Annotated in this window: 23 protein-coding genes and 1 pseudogene; 18 read left to right on the forward strand and 6 right to left on the reverse strand. The window is 61.7% G+C overall.

Annotated elements, in window-relative coordinates:
• Positions 1-14: 14 nt before the first annotated feature.
• The 8 genes from NKF25_RS22415 to NKF25_RS22450 all read left to right on the forward strand — a co-directional run bounded on the left by NKF25_RS22415 (position 15) and on the right by NKF25_RS22450 (position 5,697).
• On the forward strand, positions 15-167 hold the full coding sequence (locus tag NKF25_RS22415; protein ID WP_066145272.1) for a 50S ribosomal protein L39e: 153 nt from the start codon (positions 15-17) through the stop codon (positions 165-167).
• Positions 167-445, forward strand: coding sequence for a 50S ribosomal protein L31e (locus tag NKF25_RS22420; RefSeq protein ID WP_066144824.1), 279 nt, complete (start codon positions 167-169; stop codon positions 443-445). Before NKF25_RS22415 ends, NKF25_RS22420 begins: the two co-directional genes overlap by 1 nt.
• A gap of 4 nt (positions 446-449) precedes the next feature.
• On the forward strand, positions 450-1,115 hold the full coding sequence (locus tag NKF25_RS22425; RefSeq protein ID WP_253228855.1) for a translation initiation factor IF-6: 666 nt from the start codon (positions 450-452) through the stop codon (positions 1,113-1,115).
• Positions 1,116-1,221: 106 nt separating this feature from the next.
• Positions 1,222-1,683: a prefoldin subunit alpha gene (gene pfdA, locus NKF25_RS22430; RefSeq protein ID WP_253228856.1), complete on the forward strand. Its 462-nt coding sequence runs from the start codon at positions 1,222-1,224 to the stop codon at positions 1,681-1,683.
• Between the two features lie 6 nt (positions 1,684-1,689).
• Positions 1,690-2,901, forward strand: a complete 1,212-nt coding sequence (ftsY, locus tag NKF25_RS22435; protein WP_253228857.1) for a signal recognition particle-docking protein FtsY — start codon at positions 1,690-1,692, stop codon at positions 2,899-2,901.
• A 290-nt stretch (positions 2,902-3,191) separates the two neighbouring features.
• Positions 3,192-4,160, forward strand: a complete 969-nt coding sequence (locus tag NKF25_RS22440; RefSeq protein WP_253228858.1) for a methyltransferase domain-containing protein — start codon at positions 3,192-3,194, stop codon at positions 4,158-4,160.
• 65 nt (positions 4,161-4,225) lie between these two features.
• The gene (gene thyA / locus NKF25_RS22445) at positions 4,226-5,221 is read left to right on the forward strand and encodes a thymidylate synthase (protein ID WP_253228859.1); all 996 of its coding nucleotides are present in this window, start codon (positions 4,226-4,228) and stop codon (positions 5,219-5,221) included.
• The gene (locus tag NKF25_RS22450) at positions 5,218-5,697 is read left to right on the forward strand and encodes a dihydrofolate reductase (protein ID WP_253228860.1); all 480 of its coding nucleotides are present in this window, start codon (positions 5,218-5,220) and stop codon (positions 5,695-5,697) included. The genes thyA and NKF25_RS22450 overlap by 4 nt, the downstream gene beginning before the upstream one ends.
• On the opposite strand, the gene NKF25_RS22455 is transcribed toward NKF25_RS22450, so the two are convergent.
• From NKF25_RS22455 to NKF25_RS22465, 3 genes are all read right to left on the reverse strand, one after another.
• Positions 5,685-6,068, reverse strand: coding sequence for a hypothetical protein (locus tag NKF25_RS22455; protein WP_253228861.1), 384 nt, complete (start codon positions 6,066-6,068; stop codon positions 5,685-5,687). The two genes, NKF25_RS22450 and NKF25_RS22455, sit on opposite strands and share 13 nt — an antisense overlap.
• Positions 6,069-6,443 carry a hypothetical protein gene (locus tag NKF25_RS22460; RefSeq protein WP_253228862.1) on the reverse strand — a complete coding sequence of 125 codons (375 nt, stop codon included), beginning with the start codon at positions 6,441-6,443 and terminating at the stop codon, positions 6,069-6,071.
• 95 nt (positions 6,444-6,538) lie between these two features.
• On the reverse strand, positions 6,539-7,099 hold the full coding sequence (locus NKF25_RS22465) for a TATA-box-binding protein (protein WP_007976369.1): 561 nt from the start codon (positions 7,097-7,099) through the stop codon (positions 6,539-6,541).
• 332 nt (positions 7,100-7,431) lie between these two features.
• Between NKF25_RS22465 and NKF25_RS22470 the strand changes: the two genes are divergently transcribed.
• From NKF25_RS22470 to NKF25_RS22480, 3 genes are read left to right on the forward strand one after another with little or no spacing between them, the layout of a single operon-like run.
• Positions 7,432-7,629 (forward strand): ubiquitin-like small modifier protein 2, encoded by a 198-nt coding sequence (locus tag NKF25_RS22470; protein ID WP_066144835.1) that lies wholly within the window; start codon positions 7,432-7,434, stop codon positions 7,627-7,629.
• Complete coding sequence (locus tag NKF25_RS22475) at positions 7,626-8,030, forward strand: GNAT family N-acetyltransferase (RefSeq protein ID WP_253228863.1); 405 nt, start codon at positions 7,626-7,628, stop codon at positions 8,028-8,030. The genes NKF25_RS22470 and NKF25_RS22475 overlap by 4 nt, the downstream gene beginning before the upstream one ends.
• A 26-nt stretch (positions 8,031-8,056) precedes the next feature.
• Positions 8,057-8,248: a hypothetical protein gene (locus NKF25_RS22480; RefSeq protein ID WP_253228864.1), complete on the forward strand. Its 192-nt coding sequence runs from the start codon at positions 8,057-8,059 to the stop codon at positions 8,246-8,248.
• An 18-nt stretch (positions 8,249-8,266) separates the two neighbouring features.
• Here NKF25_RS22480 and NKF25_RS22485 read toward each other — a convergent pair whose 3' ends face one another.
• Complete coding sequence (locus NKF25_RS22485; protein WP_253228865.1) at positions 8,267-9,649, reverse strand: phosphoglucomutase/phosphomannomutase family protein; 1,383 nt, start codon at positions 9,647-9,649, stop codon at positions 8,267-8,269.
• Between the two features lie 201 nt (positions 9,650-9,850).
• Between NKF25_RS22485 and NKF25_RS22490 the strand changes: the two genes are divergently transcribed.
• Positions 9,851-10,444 carry an NADPH-dependent FMN reductase gene (locus tag NKF25_RS22490; RefSeq protein WP_253228866.1) on the forward strand — a complete coding sequence of 198 codons (594 nt, stop codon included), beginning with the start codon at positions 9,851-9,853 and terminating at the stop codon, positions 10,442-10,444.
• 33 nt (positions 10,445-10,477) lie between these two features.
• On the opposite strand, the gene NKF25_RS22495 is transcribed toward NKF25_RS22490, so the two are convergent.
• Entirely contained in the window at positions 10,478-10,720 is a 243-nt protein-coding gene (locus NKF25_RS22495) for a GIY-YIG nuclease family protein (protein WP_253228867.1), read from the reverse strand.
• A 425-nt stretch (positions 10,721-11,145) separates the two neighbouring features.
• Positions 11,146-11,707, reverse strand: a pseudogene (locus tag NKF25_RS22500) (DUF1684 domain-containing protein).
• Between the two features lie 341 nt (positions 11,708-12,048).
• Between NKF25_RS22500 and NKF25_RS22505 the strand changes: the two are divergent.
• The 6 genes from NKF25_RS22505 (at position 12,049) to NKF25_RS22530 (ending at position 16,240) form a co-directional block, all read left to right on the forward strand.
• On the forward strand, positions 12,049-12,498 hold the full coding sequence (locus tag NKF25_RS22505; protein ID WP_253228868.1) for a hypothetical protein: 450 nt from the start codon (positions 12,049-12,051) through the stop codon (positions 12,496-12,498).
• Positions 12,499-12,546: 48 nt separating this feature from the next.
• Positions 12,547-13,341: a hypothetical protein gene (locus tag NKF25_RS22510; protein ID WP_253228869.1), complete on the forward strand. Its 795-nt coding sequence runs from the start codon at positions 12,547-12,549 to the stop codon at positions 13,339-13,341.
• Positions 13,342-13,435: 94 nt separating this feature from the next.
• Entirely contained in the window at positions 13,436-14,065 is a 630-nt protein-coding gene (locus NKF25_RS22515) for a VOC family protein (RefSeq protein WP_253228870.1), read from the forward strand.
• Positions 14,066-14,139: 74 nt separating this feature from the next.
• Entirely contained in the window at positions 14,140-15,102 is a 963-nt protein-coding gene (locus NKF25_RS22520; protein ID WP_253228871.1) for an oxidoreductase, read from the forward strand.
• Between the two features lie 62 nt (positions 15,103-15,164).
• A complete protein-coding gene (locus NKF25_RS22525; RefSeq protein WP_253228872.1) occupies positions 15,165-15,596 on the forward strand; it encodes a Rieske 2Fe-2S domain-containing protein in 432 nt (143 codons plus the stop codon).
• 104 nt (positions 15,597-15,700) lie between these two features.
• Positions 15,701-16,240: a hypothetical protein gene (locus NKF25_RS22530; RefSeq protein ID WP_253228873.1), complete on the forward strand. Its 540-nt coding sequence runs from the start codon at positions 15,701-15,703 to the stop codon at positions 16,238-16,240.
• The last annotated feature ends 9 nt before the right edge of the window (positions 16,241-16,249 follow it).

Raw genomic sequence — 16,249 nt, forward strand, 5'->3', positions numbered from 1 at the left:
AAGTGGCAACCACTATGGGCAAGAAATCGAAGGCCAAGAAGAAACGCCTGTCCAAGCTGGAACGGCAGAACAGCCGCATCCCGGCGTGGGTCATCATGAAGACGGACCGAGACGTAATGCGAAACCCGAAGCGCCGCAGCTGGCGGCGTAGCGACACTGACGAATAATGAGCGCAAGTGATTTCGAGGAGCGAGTCGTGACGGTTCCGCTCCGAGACGTGACGGCAGAGGCAAAGCACAAACGAGCGAACAAAGCGATGAAACTGGTGCGCGGGCATCTCGCCCAGCACTTCAAGGTGGACGAGGACGAGGTTCGCCTCGACCCCTCCATCAACGAGGCGATCTGGGCGCGCGGTCAGAAGAACCCGCCACGAAAGCTTCGAGTTCACGCTGCCCGCTTCGAGGAAGAGGGCGAATCCGTCGTTGAGGCGGAATACGAAGAGTAGAGCGGTGCTTCGTACCGCGTTCAACGGCTCGGCGTACGTTGGCGTCTTCGCTCGTGTGACTGACGAGTATCTCCTCGTCCGACCGGATTTGGACGATGACCTCGTCGACTCCCTCGAAACGGAGTTGGAAGTCGATGCCATCGGCACGACGCTCGGTGGGTCGTCCACCGTCGGCGCGCTGGTCGCAGGCAACGAGAACGGGCTGCTCGTCAGCAACCGTCTCACTGACCACGAGCGCGAACGAATCGAAGCAGTGGTCGACGTTCCACTCACGAAGTTCCCGGGGCGTATCAACGCCGCCGGAAACGTCGTGCTCGTGAACGACACGGGCGCATACGTCCACCCGGACCTCTCGCGGGAAGCAGTTCAAGCCGTCTCCGACGGGTTGGACGTTCCCGTCGAACGAGGGACGATTGCGGGCGTTCAAACGGTCGGAACGGCAGGCGTCGCCACGAATCGAGGCGTCCTCTGTCACCCGAAAGCGACCGACGACGAACTCGATACCATCGAGGACGTGCTCGGCGTCCCGGCGGACATCGGCACCATCAACTACGGTGGGCCGCTCGTCGGGTCCGGGCTTCTCGCCAATGCCCACGGCTACGTCGTCGGAGAGGAGACGACCGGACCGGAACTCGGCCGTATCGAGGACGCGCTGGGCTATATCGACTGATTTTCGGCCCATCGTGTTTTGCAACCTAGTTAGCAACATTCTTCCCGCTCGCTCCCGCACGTGGTGACATGAGCACGATTACTCGCGGAACGGAGAGTGGAGCACAATGATGGGCGGCGGCAATCAAGAGATGCAGCAGATGCAACAGCAGCTCCAACAGCTGGAAGCCGAGAAGGAGGAGCTGAACGGAGAAGTCGAGGACCTGCGCGACGAGAAGGGCGAGGTCGACGAGGCTATCGAAGCCGTCGAAACGCTCGACACCGACTCGGTCGTCCAAGTCCCGCTCGGCGGCGGCGCGTACCTCCGCGCGAGCGTCGAGGACATCGACGAGGTCATCGTCGAACTCGGTGGCGGCTACGCCGCGGAGCGAGACCAGGAGGGCGCAGTGGCGTCCCTGAAGAGCCGGAAAGACCTCCTCGACGAGCAGATCGCGGACCTGCAGGAGGAGATCGGTGAAGTCGAAGCCGAGAGCGACCAGCTAGAGCAGAAAGCACAGCAGATGCAACAACAGCAGATGCAACAGCAGATGCAGCAGATGCAGCAACAGCAGGACGACGAGGACGAGTAACCGCCGATGTTCGACAGTCTGAAGGATAAGTTGAGCGGGTTCCGTAAGGACGTCGAAGAGACGACAGAGGAGAAGGCCGAAGAAGCTGAGGCGGCGGACGCAGAGACTGCAGATGCCGCGGCAGCCGAAGAAACGGCCGAATCGGAACCCGTCGAAACGGAAGCGGAAACCGAAACCGCGGAAACAGCCGAGCCGGAAATCGAACCGGAAATCGAATCCGAGCCGGAACCCGAATCCGAGCCTGAACCGGAGCCAGCGACGTCCGACGAGGACGGCGCGGAATCGGAGACGGACTCCGAATCGAGTTCGGACAACGGCCGCGGCGGGTTCGCCCAGAAGGCGAAGTCGTTCGCGCGCGGTGAGATCATCATCGAGGAGCAGGACGTCGAGGACCCGCTCTGGGAGCTGGAAATGGCGCTCCTCGAAAGCGACGTGGAGATGAGCGTCGCCAGCGAGATGCTCGAAGACATCCGGAACGACCTCGTCGGCGCGACGCGCAAGTTCAGCGCCGAGACGGGGGACGTCGTCGAACAAGCCCTGCGCGATTCCTTGCTGTCGGTCATCAGCGTCGGGCAGTTCGACTTCGATCAGCGGGTTGCGGAAGCCGACAAACCGCTCGTCATCATCTTCACCGGGGTCAACGGCGTCGGGAAGACGACGAGCATCGCCAAACTCGCCCGCTACTTCGAGGAGCGCGGCTACTCCTCGGTGATGGCGAACGGTGACACCTACCGTGCCGGTGCGAACCAGCAGATCCAGGAGCACGCGGACGCACTCGACAAGAAACTCATCGCGCACGAGCAGGGTGGCGACCCCGCCGCCGTCATCTACGACGCGGTGGAGTACGCCGACGCTCACGACATCGACATCGTGCTGGGCGACACCGCGGGTCGCCTGCACACCAGCGAAGGGTTGATGGACCAGTTGGCGAAGATCGGACGCGTCGTGGACCCCGACATGACCCTCTTCGTGGACGAGGCCGTGGCCGGGCAGGACGCGGTCCAGCGCGCGAAGGAGTTCGACGACGCCGCCGAGGTCGACGGCTCGATCCTGACGAAAGCCGACGCCGACTCGAAGGGCGGCGCGGCGATCTCGATCTCCCACGTCACGGGCAAGCCCATCCTGTTCCTCGGAACCGGACAGGGCTACGACGACATCGAGCAGTTCGACCCCGAAACGATGGTCGAGCGACTCCTCGGTGAGGAAGAAGAGGAGTAATCCGCACCGCAAGTCGGTTTTCGCGTTCGCGGTTCGGTTTTCGCGGTTATTTTTTCGAAGGGTGCAATCGGGAGTGGCGACGCGATGTGGAGTTTGAACGATTGTGAGAGAGACTTCGAAAGTGCGGATTGTGGTCTCGGTAATCGAATCAGACGTGGTCGTCACTGTACCCGAACTGGCTCGGGATCACGAGTGCGAACCTTCTCGTCCCCGTCGTGATTCGGAATTCCCAAGAGCACAGCACTGTTCCCCTCGAACGAAACCGGACGACTCCGGAGGAAATCGCAATCGTGTACGTACTGGAACTCGGCGGACAAGACGACGAATTCGCGGCGTGTGAAGCGGCGAGCGCGGCGACCGGAGTGGAACTCGTCGCGCCCGGACTCGCGCGGGCGGCGACGATCACCGAGCGCGTTCGAAACCTCGCGTACACCCATCGGGCGAACGAACTGGTGGGGACGACGGACGCCGACGTGGAGAGCGCGCAGGCGTTGCTTTCGGCCGCACCCATCGACCGCGAGGGGACTGTCGCGGTGCGTGCGCGGACGGTCCGTGACACGGAGGATATCAGCACACAGGAGGTCGAGCGCGAATTGGGGCAGATACTCGTGGACCGCGGATTCGCGGTGGACTTGGACGACCCCGACCACGAACTGCGGGCGACGTTCTCCGACGACAGTTGTGTGCTCGGGTGGACCGCAGTCGAGAGCGTGCGCGACTACGGTACCCGGAAACCGACCGACCGACCGTTCTTCCAACCGGGGAGCATGCACCCCCTCCTTGCGCGCGCGCTGGTGAACATCGTCGGAGCGAAGGAGGGAACGACGGTTCTCGATCCGATGTGCGGGACGGGTGGCACCCTCATCGAGGCCGCGCTCGTCGGCGCGCGACCGTTGGGTGCCGATGCACAGTGGAAGATGGCCCGTGGGGCGGCGGAGAACCTCGACCACTACGCACCGGACGCGGACGCCGCGACGGTTCGCGGCGACGCGACACACCTGCCGTTCGCCGACGATTCCATCGACGGCGTGGTGTTCGACGCACCCTACGGCAGGCAGTCGAAGATAGCGAATCTCGACCTCGACGACCTCGTGGCTGGCGCGCTCGCCGAAGCGAAGCGGGTTTCCTCTCGAACCGTCATCGTCGGCGACCGCTCGTGGGCGGACGAAGCGCGGGCGGCGGGATGGACCGTCGAAGGAGAGTTCGAACGGCGCGTGCATCGGTCGCTGACGCGGTACATCGTCGTGTTGTCGGAATAATATCGTTCGAAGAGAAGAACATCGAGAGGGTCGTTTTATATATTATTGAGCAGGAACACCCACCCATGAAGCAGTACCTCGACCTCATCGAGGACGTACTCCGGGACGGGACGTACAAGCCCAATCGAACCGGCGTGGACACGATTTCCACGTTCAGCCAGCACTACGAGGTGGACCTGCGCGACGGCTTTCCGCTGTTGACCACCAAAGAGATGGACGGCTTTCGGTGGGACTCGATGCTCCACGAACTGCTCTGGTACCTCTCCGGCGAGGAGCACGTCCGGAACCTCCGCGAGAAGACGGGAATTTGGAACGAATGGTCGAACGAGGAGGGGCATCTCGACACGGCCTACGGTCGGTTTTGGCGACGGTTCCCGGTCCCCGAGGAGGGGCTACCAGGCGAATCGTGGCCCGAGGACGGCAACCGCTGGATGAACGAGGACGGAACCTTCGACCAGATCCAGTATGTCATCGACGGTCTCAACGAGAATCCGAACTCGCGCCGGTTCGTCGTTTCGGCTTGGCATCCGGCGAACGCGGCCGTTTCAACGCTCCCACCGTGTCACTACACCTTCGTCATCAACGTTCAGGGCGACGGTACCCTGAACCTGCACCTCACCCAGCGCTCGGGTGACGTTGCACTCGGAATCCCGTTCAACGTCGCCGCGTACGCCATTTTGGCGACCGTGCTCGCCCAGCAGACGGGATTCGAGGTGGGGAAATTCTCGCACACCATCGTGGACGCACACATCTACTGCGGCGAAGGCGAACGCGGCGAGTGGTACCGTGACAACCTCCCTGCCCTGCAATCGCGCCTCGCCGACGTGAGCGAGAAGTCCGAATACGAGGAAATTCGGGAATGGCTCGAATCCGAGGCACCGGAGGAAGAGACCGACCGTCTCGACCACGTTCCGGGCCTGCTGACTCAACTCTCGCGAGAGCCCAAATCACGCCCGAAGATCGACATCGCGGCGGATTCCATCGACGAGTTGAGCTACGAGGACATCACGCTCCGAGAGTACGACGCCCACCCCGGCCTCAAATTCGGCGTGGCCGAATGACCCGTCTCGTCCTCATCGCCGCGATTGCCGAAAACGGCGTCATCGGCAGCGACGGCGGCATGCCGTGGCATTATTCGGAAGATATGCGGCACTTCAAGGAGACGACGATGGGCCACCCCGTCGTCATGGGTCGGACGACCTACGAGAGCATCGCGGCACAGATGGATGGCCCGCTCCCGGGCCGAACGAACGTCGTGTTGAGCCGGTCGAACCCGGACCTCCCGGAGGAAGTCGTCCTCGTCCACGGCGTGGAGGAAGCGATGGTGGAAATCGAGGAACTGGACGACGTCGCCTACATCACCGGCGGCGCGGCGGTGTACGAACAGTTCCTCCCGCACGCGGACGAGATGATCCTCACGGAGATTCACGAATCCTACGAGGGGGACACGTACTTCCCCGAGTGGGACCCGGAGGAGTGGCGAGAAGTCGAGCGCGAGGAGCGCGAGGCGTTCGATTTCGTTCGCTACGAGCGGTGAGGAATCGCCGCGCGGAGTTTTCTGTCGAGCTCAAATCGCACGACGACGAACGCAAACAGCATGCCGACGAGCCATTTGGCGAGCGTGGGGGCGAGTGGTTGAATGCTCTCGGTCCCGGTAAGCGAGCCGACAATCCCCCCTCCGATGAGTGTCAACCAACCGAACAGCGCGGCGCGTTTCGGGTTTTCCGGACGGTAGTACAGACAAAGACACGTCATCAAAATCGTCGCTGCGAACGGCAAGTCGGACAGCGAACTATCGTATCCACCTCCGGATTCGATGAAGAGAAGTGGGGTAAACACCGCACCAGCACCGACGTAATACCAGAAGAGATCGGCGAATTTCCCCATCTCTTCGGTGAATTCACCCATCTACGCCCCGTTCCGTCGGAATTGCAAGTGTGGCTTCGCCCACGCGACGAACGCGCCGATGGCTAAAGCGATAACCCACGTCGCCAACGCGGTCGGTCTGTTGGCGGGCGTGAGACTGATTTCGAGGCCAGCCCACAGAACACCGATCGCTACGGAGCTAGCGAGCGAGAACAGCCAGACCTGTCCGTAGGAGACCGGGAGCAGATCGAGCGCGACGAGTACGCCAACGACAAGACCGGGGATGCAGACGAGGAAAGTCCCGACCCAGTGGGGACTAACGATGAACAAATCGAGAAGCGCGATGAATGGAAGTGGAAGCATGATAACGCTCCCGACGACGATGCCGACCTGTTCCAGACGGTGGGGGAGGGACATACTGTCAAGTTAATCAAGTGAGGATAAATGTTTTCTCGTCGGAGAGTCCGACGATGTCACTCCGTGAAAGGCGGGAAAGGGAAAACCGAAAGAGATTATTCCAGCAGACCGAGTTCTTCGAGCCGCGAGACGATTTTATCGACTGCCTGTTCCGCATCTTCGGGCTTCTTGCCGCCGGTGATGACGAGTTTGCCGGAGCCGAACAGCAGGGCGACGACTTCGGGTTCGTCGAGACGGTAGACGAGGCCGGGGAACTGCTCGGGTTCGTACTCGATGTTCTCCAGACCGAGACCGATGGCGATGGCGTTGAGGTTGAGGTTGCGTCCGAGGTCCGCGCTCGTAACGATGTTCTGGACGACGATTTCGGGGTCGTCGTTCACCTGAATGTTCAGCTCTCGGAGCTTGTCGAAGACGATTTCGAGACTCTCGTGGACGTCGGCAGTGCTCTTTGCACCGGTGCAGACGATTTTACCGGAGCGGAAGATGAGTGCGGCAGACTTCGGGTTCTGCGTACGGTAAACGAGACCGGGGAACTGCTCTGGGTCGTAATCCGCGCCCTCCAAGTCCATGGCGACACTTTGAAGGTCGAGTTCCTGCCCGATGCCCGTCGAGGCGACCACGTTTTCAATGTTGATGGTTTCCTTTGGGTCGGTCATAGCGCGACTTAAATGACGTATTTAAGGTTTATAAAGGTTGGTAGTCCAGACTGACACGTCTCACCCACCCTTTATCAGCGGACTGCGTACGAAATATTGATGTCGGAGGCCCTATCGACGGCAATATTGGTGTTTGCGTGTCCTCGAAACGAACGGGGATCGTTGTAAATAGCTCACATTTTATCGGACCGGTTTCCGTCAGCAGGTCCGCGACGAACCACCTCCGATGGAGGACGACGAGATGGGCACCAATCGAGCGGTGGGGGCGTTCTCGGAACGTCGTATCGTCGGCTTCGACACGCTGAAGGCGTGAGAAGCGCAAGGAGGACCCAATGAACGTGACGGTCGAAGTGGTCGGCGAGGAAAGCCACGAGTTCGACGTGGAAGACGAGGTGTACGCCGATTTGGTATCGGCCGTGGGGTTGAGTCCGCATGAGGTGTCGGTGATGGTGGACGGACGGCCGGTACCGGAGGACCAACCCGTGGAGGCGGAACACGTGAAGATACTGCGACTGATAAAGGGTGGATGACGGTTCGACTCGCGACCGCTGCGGACCGCCTGTCAGTGATGCGAATCGTGAACGGTGCGATGCTGGAAGTCGATGCTGAGGAGGTCGAACGGGGAATCGATTCGGGGGACGTGCTGGTAGCAGTTGAGGAGGACAGGGTGCTCGGAGCGGCGGTGCTAGAACCGGGAGCGGACGGCACGCACATCGATGCAATCGCGGTGCGACGGGCGCGGCGGGGACAGGGTATCGGCGGCGAACTGGTGGCGTTCGCGGCCGAGCGGTGCGGAACGCTGACCGCGGACTGTGACCCGAACGTGCGACCGTTTTACGAGTCGTTGGGGTTCGACATCGAGGAACGGATGATGGATGGAGAGGGAAGCGAGGAAAAGCGGTTGTGGGGAACGCTCGAAAGCGAAGACTGATATGGCGAGTTCGCCAACGCCCGGACATGGACGAGACGAAACGACGCCGTCTCACGCTCATCTGGGTCGCGTTCGCGGCGGTGATGGTGTACTACGTCTTCGCAAGCGGATTCACCGGATCGATCGGAGACCTGCTCGGCCTCCTCACCGCAGCGTTGGGCGTGGTGCTCGCCGCCGTCTACTATTTCAATCCACGCGGCATGCTTACGTTCGGCTAAAAAATCGAAACGACCGATTCAGATCAACGGTGCGACCAGTTCCTTCCCCGCGTCGAGCAGGTCGGCCACGGCGTCCTCGCTTTCTCCCTCGGCGTAGATTCGCATCTTCGGTTCGGTGCCGCTCGGCCGGACGAGCAACCACGAACCGTCGGCGAGCAGGATTTTGAAGCCGTCCTTCGTCACCATGTCGGCCACGTCCTTGCCCGCGACTTCGTCGGGGAGTTCGGTTTCGAGGTCGTCGAGGACGCGTTCCTTTTCGTCGTCGGGGCAATCGAGGCTGACCTTGCCCTGGTGAATCTCGCCGAACTCGGCGAGCAGGTCGTCCACGCGGTCGTCGAACGGACGTTCGTGCGCGACTGCGGCCGTCAAGAGCGCCATGAGGACGCCGTCCTTCTCGCGGACGTGGCCGCGGATGGTGAATCCGCCGCTCTCCTCGCCGCCGATGAGCGCGTCGTGTTCACCCATCGACTCCGCGAGCCACTTGAATCCGACCGGCGTCTCGTGGACTTCCTCGCCGTGTTCCTCGGCGATACGGTCGATGAGGAAGGTGGTCGAGACGGAGCGCACCGCGGGACCCGATTCGTCTTCGAGCAGATACTCGTACAGCGCGGCGAAGACGAGATTTTCGTCCAGATAGCCGCGTTCAGGCGTCACGATGGCGATTCTGTCGGCGTCTCCGTCGTTGGCGATACCGAGGTCCGCGTCGCCGTCCTCGACCGCTTCGATGAGGTCCTGGAGGTTTTCCTCGCTCGGTTCGGGGGGTGTGCCGCCGAATTCCGGGTCCTGATCGCAGTTGAGTCGTTCGACACTCGCACCGGCGTCTTCGAGGAGTCGGTCGGTGATTCCCCGACCGCTGCCGTGCATGGCGTCGTAGACGACCGAGAGGCCGTCGAAGTCGGCGTCCACGAGGTCGAAAGCGTGTTTTTCGTAGGGTTCGACGAGGTCCTCCTCGCTGACGGACCCGTACTCCGATTCGGGGAGGGGATCGGGTTCAGCGAGTCGGGCCATGATCTCGTCGGTGACTTCGGGGAGGGCGGGTGCGCCGTCCGATGGGATGAACTTCACGCCGTTGTACTCCGGCGGGTTGTGGCTCGCGGTTATCATCAGGCCGCCCGCGAGGTCGCGGTCCACCAAAGTCCACGCGAGGATCGGCGTCGGTGTGTCGCGTTCGGCGACGAGTACATCGAACCCGTTCGCGGCGAGGACGCGACAGAGGTCTTCCGCGAACCCGCGTGAGGTATCGCGGGCGTCGTAGCTGATCGCGACCGTTTCTCCCGCTCGGTCTTCGACCTCGCGGAGGTAGTCGGCGACTGCTTGGCCGACGATCTGCACGCGCGGGGAGGTGAACTCGTCGAGCGTCGCGCGCCAACCGTCGGTTCCGAACGAAATCGGCGTGTCCATACATCGTTCGTCATCGGGGATGTCGAAAAAACCACCGTGTCGAAGTTTGCCACAGAAGTGGCAAGCATGCAACCAAAGTGCGCTTTCGGAAATCACCTCGTACGCTCCGCCCGAGTTCGTTCCCACGAGACGAATGCGAACTGAAACCCGATCGGAGTGGAACACGCCGGTTAAACGTTCTCGGTTCCAAGATGTCCGATAATGCAACGGACACCGAACGTCATCGCGGTATGCGGCAGCATGCGCGATGGCAGCCACACACGAACCGCCTTGAAACACGTCCTCGATGCCGCGGAAGCGGAAGGCGCGGAGACAGAACTCATCGACCCGCGCGAGTACGACCTCCCCATCTTCGATCCGGACGAGGAAGAACCGGAAGACGCCGTCGAGATCAAGCGGAAGATCCGGGAAGCCGACTCGGTCATCATCGGCAGTCCGGTCTACCACGGCTCGTACACCTCCGCGTTCCGGAACGTCCACGACTACTGTAGCTTCGACGAGTTCGAGGACACCACGGTCGGCCTGCTCGCGGTCGCCGGTGGCGGTTCCTACGGAAGCACGCTCGATCACATGCGGATCACGGTCCGCGGCGTCCACGGCTGGGTACTCCCCCATCAGGTCGGTATTCGGAACGCATACGAGCAGTTCGACGACGGAGAGTTCGTCGACGGCGATTTGGAAGAGCGCGTCCGAAAGCTGGGCGAGCAGGCGGCCAAATACGCCTTCCTCGACCCCAACGTGACCTCCTCGGAGGCCGACGAAGAGGTGGCGGACGAAGCCGCCGCTGACGACTGAAAAACGATCACGAACGGCGAACCACTCTACGAACTACTCTATCAACCGCTCTTTCTGCCTACGGCTGAACTGCTTGATCCGATATTCGCGGGACATCGCAGCGGATTTCGAGTCGAATCGCTCGGTGTAGCGGAGCGTGACGGGAGTTCTTCCGCGGGTGTATTTCGCCCCGTTTCCGGCGTCGTGTTCGGCGACTCGGCGAGTCACGTCGGTCGTGTACCCCGTGTAAAAAGTGCCGTCACTGCATTCGACGACGTACACCCAATGGTCGGTCACACCTGACAGGCTTCGCGTGGTTCTTCTTCGTCCTGTCGATTCCGCCCGGGCCGCCACAGTGGGCTATACTTTTTGCGCACGCTCTCGTGCCACCTCGGCGATACCTGCGTTCGCCGAGCAAGCAGGGCAAGCGCGGATGTAACCGGATTCGTCAGCGAAGACGCGCGCAAATCGTTCCGAGACATGCGCGCCACAGTGGTCACAGTTTGGCATGCTGTCAGCCGACGATTGGTCGTCGGCATCCAGTGCTTCGATTCGAGCGCGTAAATATGCTTTCCAAATTCCGACCCAAATTCGTGAATTGCGAATATTTGTTTTCCCAACAGAGAAAAAGAAATCGAAAAACCAAACACAACCATCAATATATGAGATAAGGTTTTGGAATCGAAAAATGCGGTTCGAGACCCCCCAATTTCCGGTGGAGTTCAGTGGCCGTCCAACGTTTGCTCACCGGCTGGAATCAGCACGTCGAGCCAGTTCTCCTCGGGGGGGGAGCGGACAGGAGAACGTCTCGCTGTAGGCGCAGAACGGGGAGTACGCCACGTTGAAGTCGAGAACTATCTCGTCGCCGTCCGACAGTCGTCGGTCGGGATGGAGTTCGAGATAGCGTCCGTTTTCGTAGCTCTGCTGGCCCGTCGTCTTGTCCCGGAACGGCACGAACAGCGAATCCTGCCCCTCCTGTTGGTACACTGCGAGTGACGCATCCTCGTCGTCCACCTCGAAGTGGAGCGTCATGGTCCGAAGGTAGCGCTGTGACGGCCCCGCGGTCGTCTCCAGTTCGACGGGTTCCGGGTCGTCGTGTGCCTCGACCGTCGCCGTCACGCGGTAGTCCGCGTCCGGGTCGAAGTACGACAAGCCGTCGAAGTCGTCGCGCTCTCCCGGCGGAATCGGCGATTGCGGATGCGTGTCGAAAAAGTCGTCTTTCTCCTCGCGCATAGCGAGCAGTTCCTCGCGCCACTCCTCCTCCGTGGTGTCGAAATCAGCCATACACGGGGGTACTGGCTCACGCCGGGTAAACACACCGCCACGACATTTGGTTTGTTTTTGATTTTTCTGCGATTACGGTTGCCGAGAGGAAACCCGCGAATGTCCTCACCCGTTCGCCACGTGCGAAGCATGTAGTTTCCGAGATTGCAACTACCGAACCCCACCATACCGCACCGCTCCCGCCTGCTCGGGGTTTCGCCGGGCAAAGTCCGACTGACTGCCGAGCGTTGCTCGGCAATTTCACCGCTCACAATCGAGGTTGCTCCGCAACCTCGCATCCCGCACATCGTTCCACGTTCCACCGTAGCCTTTTGTACGAAGCCGCCGAAAATTTCGGCGTGATGAGCCGCGGTACGGACCACGCGACGGAGGAACGCCGCCTTCGAACCCGCGAGGAAAAGGAGGGCATCGAGGAGTGGACGGAGAGCTTCTTCTTCGCGGTCGGGGAGGTGACGTTTCTCTGCGTGCCTGCCTTCTACGTCCTGATGGACGCGGAACCGAACGGGCCGCTGAAGTTTTCGGCCCTCTTCGGATGGCTCGCGCTCTGTCTCTCGGTCGGGACGTTCCGCGGCCATTGGATCGATATCGACTGGCCGCAGGTGACACCCGCGTTGGTGCTCCTGCGGTTCGTCTTCTACGACGCCGTCATCCTCGGGGTCGCCTACGCCGCGACGGGGGTCGATCTCGCGTTTCACTCGCCGGTTGCGACGGCGACCGCCGCGGTCGTCCTCGCCGTCGGGTGCGCGCTGTTGTTCTCCCGCCTCGGGGGAGCGGTCGAAAACCGACTGTAGCGGAACGCTCAAGAAAACGACGAACGCGATACTACACAGAGAGGACACATGCAAGACGAGTACGACCCGACGACCTGTCCGGTCGAGGGGTGTGAGTACGAGGACGCCATCCGCTCGGTCGCGGCACACGTCAGTCGTTCGTCGGACGACGGCCACTCGTGGGACGCGCTGGACTACGACGGTGCCCGCGAGTTCGTGATGAGCGAAAAGCGACGACAGCACGCGGAGTCAGGGGGGGCAACGGCAACTGGTAACGGAGCAGGAGATACGAGCGGAGAATCTGCCGCATCGACGCCCGCCCCCACTCTTCCGGCGGAGGACCCGCCCGAGTTCGGTCTCGACCTCGATTTCGTCAGGGACGTGTTGGTGCTGTTCGACGCCGTCGAGGAGTACGACGTCGATTCGTTGGACGAACTCGACACCTTCCGACTGGTGAACCTTTACACGCTCCTTTCGGACGTGAGCAGTTCCGCCGACGACGCGCGGAAGGAAGTCCGGGACAAACTGCTGGAGGTCGTGCAGGACGACCGCCGAGTCGAGTCGGATTTCGGCGCGGTGAAACGGACCACCCACAAGCGACGGAATCTCAAGGACGAGCAAGTCGTCGCGGACCACTTGGAAGCGGCGGGTATCGACCCGGAGGAAGCCCGGTCGTTCGACACGAAGAAGGTCAAAAAGCTCGTTGCCGAACGGGGACTGGACGAGTCCTCGGTCTTCGACATCGAGAAGCGGACCTACGTCCGGAAGTCCGGCGCGGACGACGAGGGGCGGCGCAAGGCGTACAACCGACTCGACCCGGAACTGAGGGCGCTGGTGGACGACGAGCGGTTCGGCGGGAAATGATCGGGTTTTCTGGCCACTGACATCGATGCCATGTGGTGACACCACCGTCAGCGAGGGTATTTCTCCGCTCGGAACCTATTCCGAGACGAGAACGATGTCCAACGAACCTTCCACGGACGATATTCCGATCACGGCGGAGCGCCCGGACGGCGCGGTTCCGCTCACCGGCACCGACCACATCACACTCATCGGGAGCAACGAGGAGGATACGGTCGAATTTTATCGGGACGTGCTCGGCATGCCGCTCGTCCTCCGCCAACCGAACCTCGACGCGCCGAACGTCACGCACCTGTTCTTCGACAGCGGCGACGGCCGCATCATCACGTTTTTCGTCGAGGAAGGTCGCCAGTCGAATCCCGCACCACAGCGGACCGGCATCGGTGCCGTCCACCACCTCGCGTTCCGGTTCGATCCGGAGCGAATCGAGGAGGTCCGCGAACGACTCGAAGCGCACGGCCGCCGGTACAACGAGTTCGACCGGAGCATCTTCTACTCGCTATACACCTCCGACCACAACGGCCTCACCATCGAACTGACGACGGACAAGTTCGACATTCCGGACGACCGCCGCGCCGAAGTCCTCGCCGTCGCCCAGCGGAAGCGCGAGGAGGACGGTTCGGAGTACGCGAAGGGCGAACACCTCGAAGCCGCGCTGGAAGAACTCGGTATTCCGGTGGAACCGGCGGACCTCCCCGACGCGCCGACCGGCGCGGGCGGGTTGTAGGTCTGGGCGGATTGTAACGGAATTCGAAACCGTTGGGCGGTGCTTTTCTGTATCGTGCGCCCGTAACCGGATTCATGACCGATTCCGGGTGGACCCAAGACAGCATGCCGGACATGGCCGGAAAGACCGTCATCGTCACGGGCGCGAACAGCGGCCTCGGCTACGAGGTGACGCGGGCGCTCGCCCGCCACGGGGCGACCGTCGTCATGGCCTGCCGACGGACGGATCACGCGATGACGGTCAAGGGGCAGATTTTGACCGAACTGCCGGACGCAAACCTCGACGTGCGGGAACTTGACCTCGCCGACCTCGCGCTGATTCGGGAGTTCGTGGACGACTTCAGCGAGGAGTACGACGACCTGCACATCCTCTGTAACAACGCAGGCGTGATGGCGGTGCCGCGGGAGGAAACCGCGGACGGCTTCGAGTTACAGTTCGGTGTCAACCACCTCGGCCACTTCGCGCTGACCGGTCTCCTGCTCGATTCACTGCTGGAAACGGAGGGAGAGACGCGGGTCGTGACACAGAGTAGTGGCGTGCACGAGCGGGGGACCATCGACTTCGACGACTTGCAGGGCGAACGCGAGTACGACAAGTGGGACGCCTACGGTCAGAGCAAACTGGCGAACGTGCTGTTCGCCTACGAACTCGACCGCAAACTCCACGACACGGGGGTCGACGACGTGGCGAGCGTCGCCTGTCATCCCGGCTATGCGAGCACGAACCTCCAGCGACGCGGCCCGGAGCGGGAAGGCTCCCTGCTTCGACTGTGGATGATGCGGGTCGCGAACGCCGTCTTCGCACAGAGCGCTGAACGCGGCGCGCTCCCGATGCTGTACGGTGCGACCGCCGGGGAAATCGAGGGCGGAGAGTACATCGGTCCGGACGGCCTGATGAACATGCGCGGTCACCCGAGCGTCCAACCGTCCAGCGACGAGTCCTACGACGAACGCACCGCCGAGCGACTCTGGGACACCTCCGAGGAACTGACGGGGGTCGCATACGACTTCCCGCAGTCGAAATCCGTCAGTCGATGATCGTGGATCGGTAATCGTCAGTCGATAGAATTCTTTAATTTCCATCCGTCGGATACGCCCGTATGGACGCGACGGACGACGCCCACCGCTTGACGACGGTCGAGGACCTCCCCGAAAACGATTCCTTTCTGTTCACGGTTCGCGAACGCGACGGCTCACAGGAGGAAGTGATTCTCGTGAACGGTGGCGACTGCATCGCCGCGTGGAAGAACTTCTGCCAGCACGAAACCGACCAGCGTCTCGACCGAGGGTTCGGGGCGGCGATGCGCGACGGCGACATCATCTGTCCGAAACACGGGTCGATGTTCGACGGCTGTTCCGGCCACTGTGACAACGGCAAAGCGTCGGGTTCGACGCTCCTCTCGGTCGACGTCACCGAGGACGGCGGCGAGATCTACCTGACCGACCGAACCTGCGACTTCGATCACGAGGGGGGAATCGAGGAGGACGATGACGACGACATGCCGAGTTCGTCGTCACATCTCACGTTTTAGACGTCAGTTGGGTACAGTTATCCGACGTCACCGATAGCGATTATTCCGGAATTCTCAGAAGGGTTCTGTAGAGTTTTATCGAGTTGTCGGTCGAACGGATAGTCATGGTCGTTGTTGATAACCGTCTGGTCGATGATCTCTCGCTGCGCGACCGCGAGTACGAAATCGACGACTTCGTCAGATATCTCGAACGGCATCATCACGGGGAAGAACCCGGGCTTTCGCGGGAACGGATCGACGCCTACGCCGACGCGCTCGATTACGACAAGGATCGGACGAACGCCTTGCTCGAAGAGCGACTAATGGACTCGGAGACGTGGATGCCCGGCAACAACCTGTATCGAGTCGAGGGGAACGTCAGTATCTACCCACCGTCGTGGCACGAGCAGTTGGACGACACGATAGACCTCGTCGAGTACGTTCGCGTCATGCTTGCCGAAAAGGAAGCCAAGACCGGCCGACTGAATCCCGCTCAGCGAGGGGTCCCACAACCCGACATGCTCACCGCGATAGAGATTTTCGCCGACCTCGATCGCGAGATGGGCGAACAACTGCTACAGAAACAACGACAGGAGGGCTCTATCGTGATATTCGCCTCGCAAAACCCCGAGGACCTCGTGCGACTGCCGGAGATGACGGAGTAACTACGAACG

Origin of the sequence: Haladaptatus sp. AB643 (genome assembly GCF_024136975.1) — an archaeon.
In the GTDB taxonomy this organism is placed as follows: domain Archaea; phylum Halobacteriota; class Halobacteria; order Halobacteriales; family Haladaptataceae; genus Haladaptatus.

Coding starts and splice junctions, on each gene's coding strand:
- NKF25_RS22475 (WP_253228863.1), top strand. CDS start 7,626: ATGACGGTTCGACTCGCGACCGCTGCGGACCGCCTGTCAGTGATGCGA.
- NKF25_RS22415 (WP_066145272.1), top strand. CDS start 15: ATGGGCAAGAAATCGAAGGCCAAGAAGAAACGCCTGTCCAAGCTGGAA.
- thyA (WP_253228859.1), top strand. CDS start 4,226: ATGAAGCAGTACCTCGACCTCATCGAGGACGTACTCCGGGACGGGACG.
- NKF25_RS22515 (WP_253228870.1), top strand. CDS start 13,436: ATGTCCAACGAACCTTCCACGGACGATATTCCGATCACGGCGGAGCGC.
- NKF25_RS22530 (WP_253228873.1), top strand. CDS start 15,701: ATGGTCGTTGTTGATAACCGTCTGGTCGATGATCTCTCGCTGCGCGAC.
- NKF25_RS22460 (WP_253228862.1), bottom strand. CDS start 6,443: ATGTCCCTCCCCCACCGTCTGGAACAGGTCGGCATCGTCGTCGGGAGC.
- NKF25_RS22480 (WP_253228864.1), top strand. CDS start 8,057: ATGGACGAGACGAAACGACGCCGTCTCACGCTCATCTGGGTCGCGTTC.
- NKF25_RS22510 (WP_253228869.1), top strand. CDS start 12,547: ATGCAAGACGAGTACGACCCGACGACCTGTCCGGTCGAGGGGTGTGAG.
- NKF25_RS22465 (WP_007976369.1), bottom strand. CDS start 7,099: ATGACCGACCCAAAGGAAACCATCAACATTGAAAACGTGGTCGCCTCG.
- NKF25_RS22520 (WP_253228871.1), top strand. CDS start 14,140: ATGACCGATTCCGGGTGGACCCAAGACAGCATGCCGGACATGGCCGGA.
- NKF25_RS22450 (WP_253228860.1), top strand. CDS start 5,218: ATGACCCGTCTCGTCCTCATCGCCGCGATTGCCGAAAACGGCGTCATC.
- NKF25_RS22485 (WP_253228865.1), bottom strand. CDS start 9,649: ATGGACACGCCGATTTCGTTCGGAACCGACGGTTGGCGCGCGACGCTC.
- NKF25_RS22470 (WP_066144835.1), top strand. CDS start 7,432: ATGAACGTGACGGTCGAAGTGGTCGGCGAGGAAAGCCACGAGTTCGAC.
- NKF25_RS22490 (WP_253228866.1), top strand. CDS start 9,851: ATGCAACGGACACCGAACGTCATCGCGGTATGCGGCAGCATGCGCGAT.
- pfdA (WP_253228856.1), top strand. CDS start 1,222: ATGATGGGCGGCGGCAATCAAGAGATGCAGCAGATGCAACAGCAGCTC.
- NKF25_RS22505 (WP_253228868.1), top strand. CDS start 12,049: ATGAGCCGCGGTACGGACCACGCGACGGAGGAACGCCGCCTTCGAACC.
- NKF25_RS22525 (WP_253228872.1), top strand. CDS start 15,165: ATGGACGCGACGGACGACGCCCACCGCTTGACGACGGTCGAGGACCTC.
- NKF25_RS22455 (WP_253228861.1), bottom strand. CDS start 6,068: ATGGGTGAATTCACCGAAGAGATGGGGAAATTCGCCGATCTCTTCTGG.
- NKF25_RS22420 (WP_066144824.1), top strand. CDS start 167: ATGAGCGCAAGTGATTTCGAGGAGCGAGTCGTGACGGTTCCGCTCCGA.
- ftsY (WP_253228857.1), top strand. CDS start 1,690: ATGTTCGACAGTCTGAAGGATAAGTTGAGCGGGTTCCGTAAGGACGTC.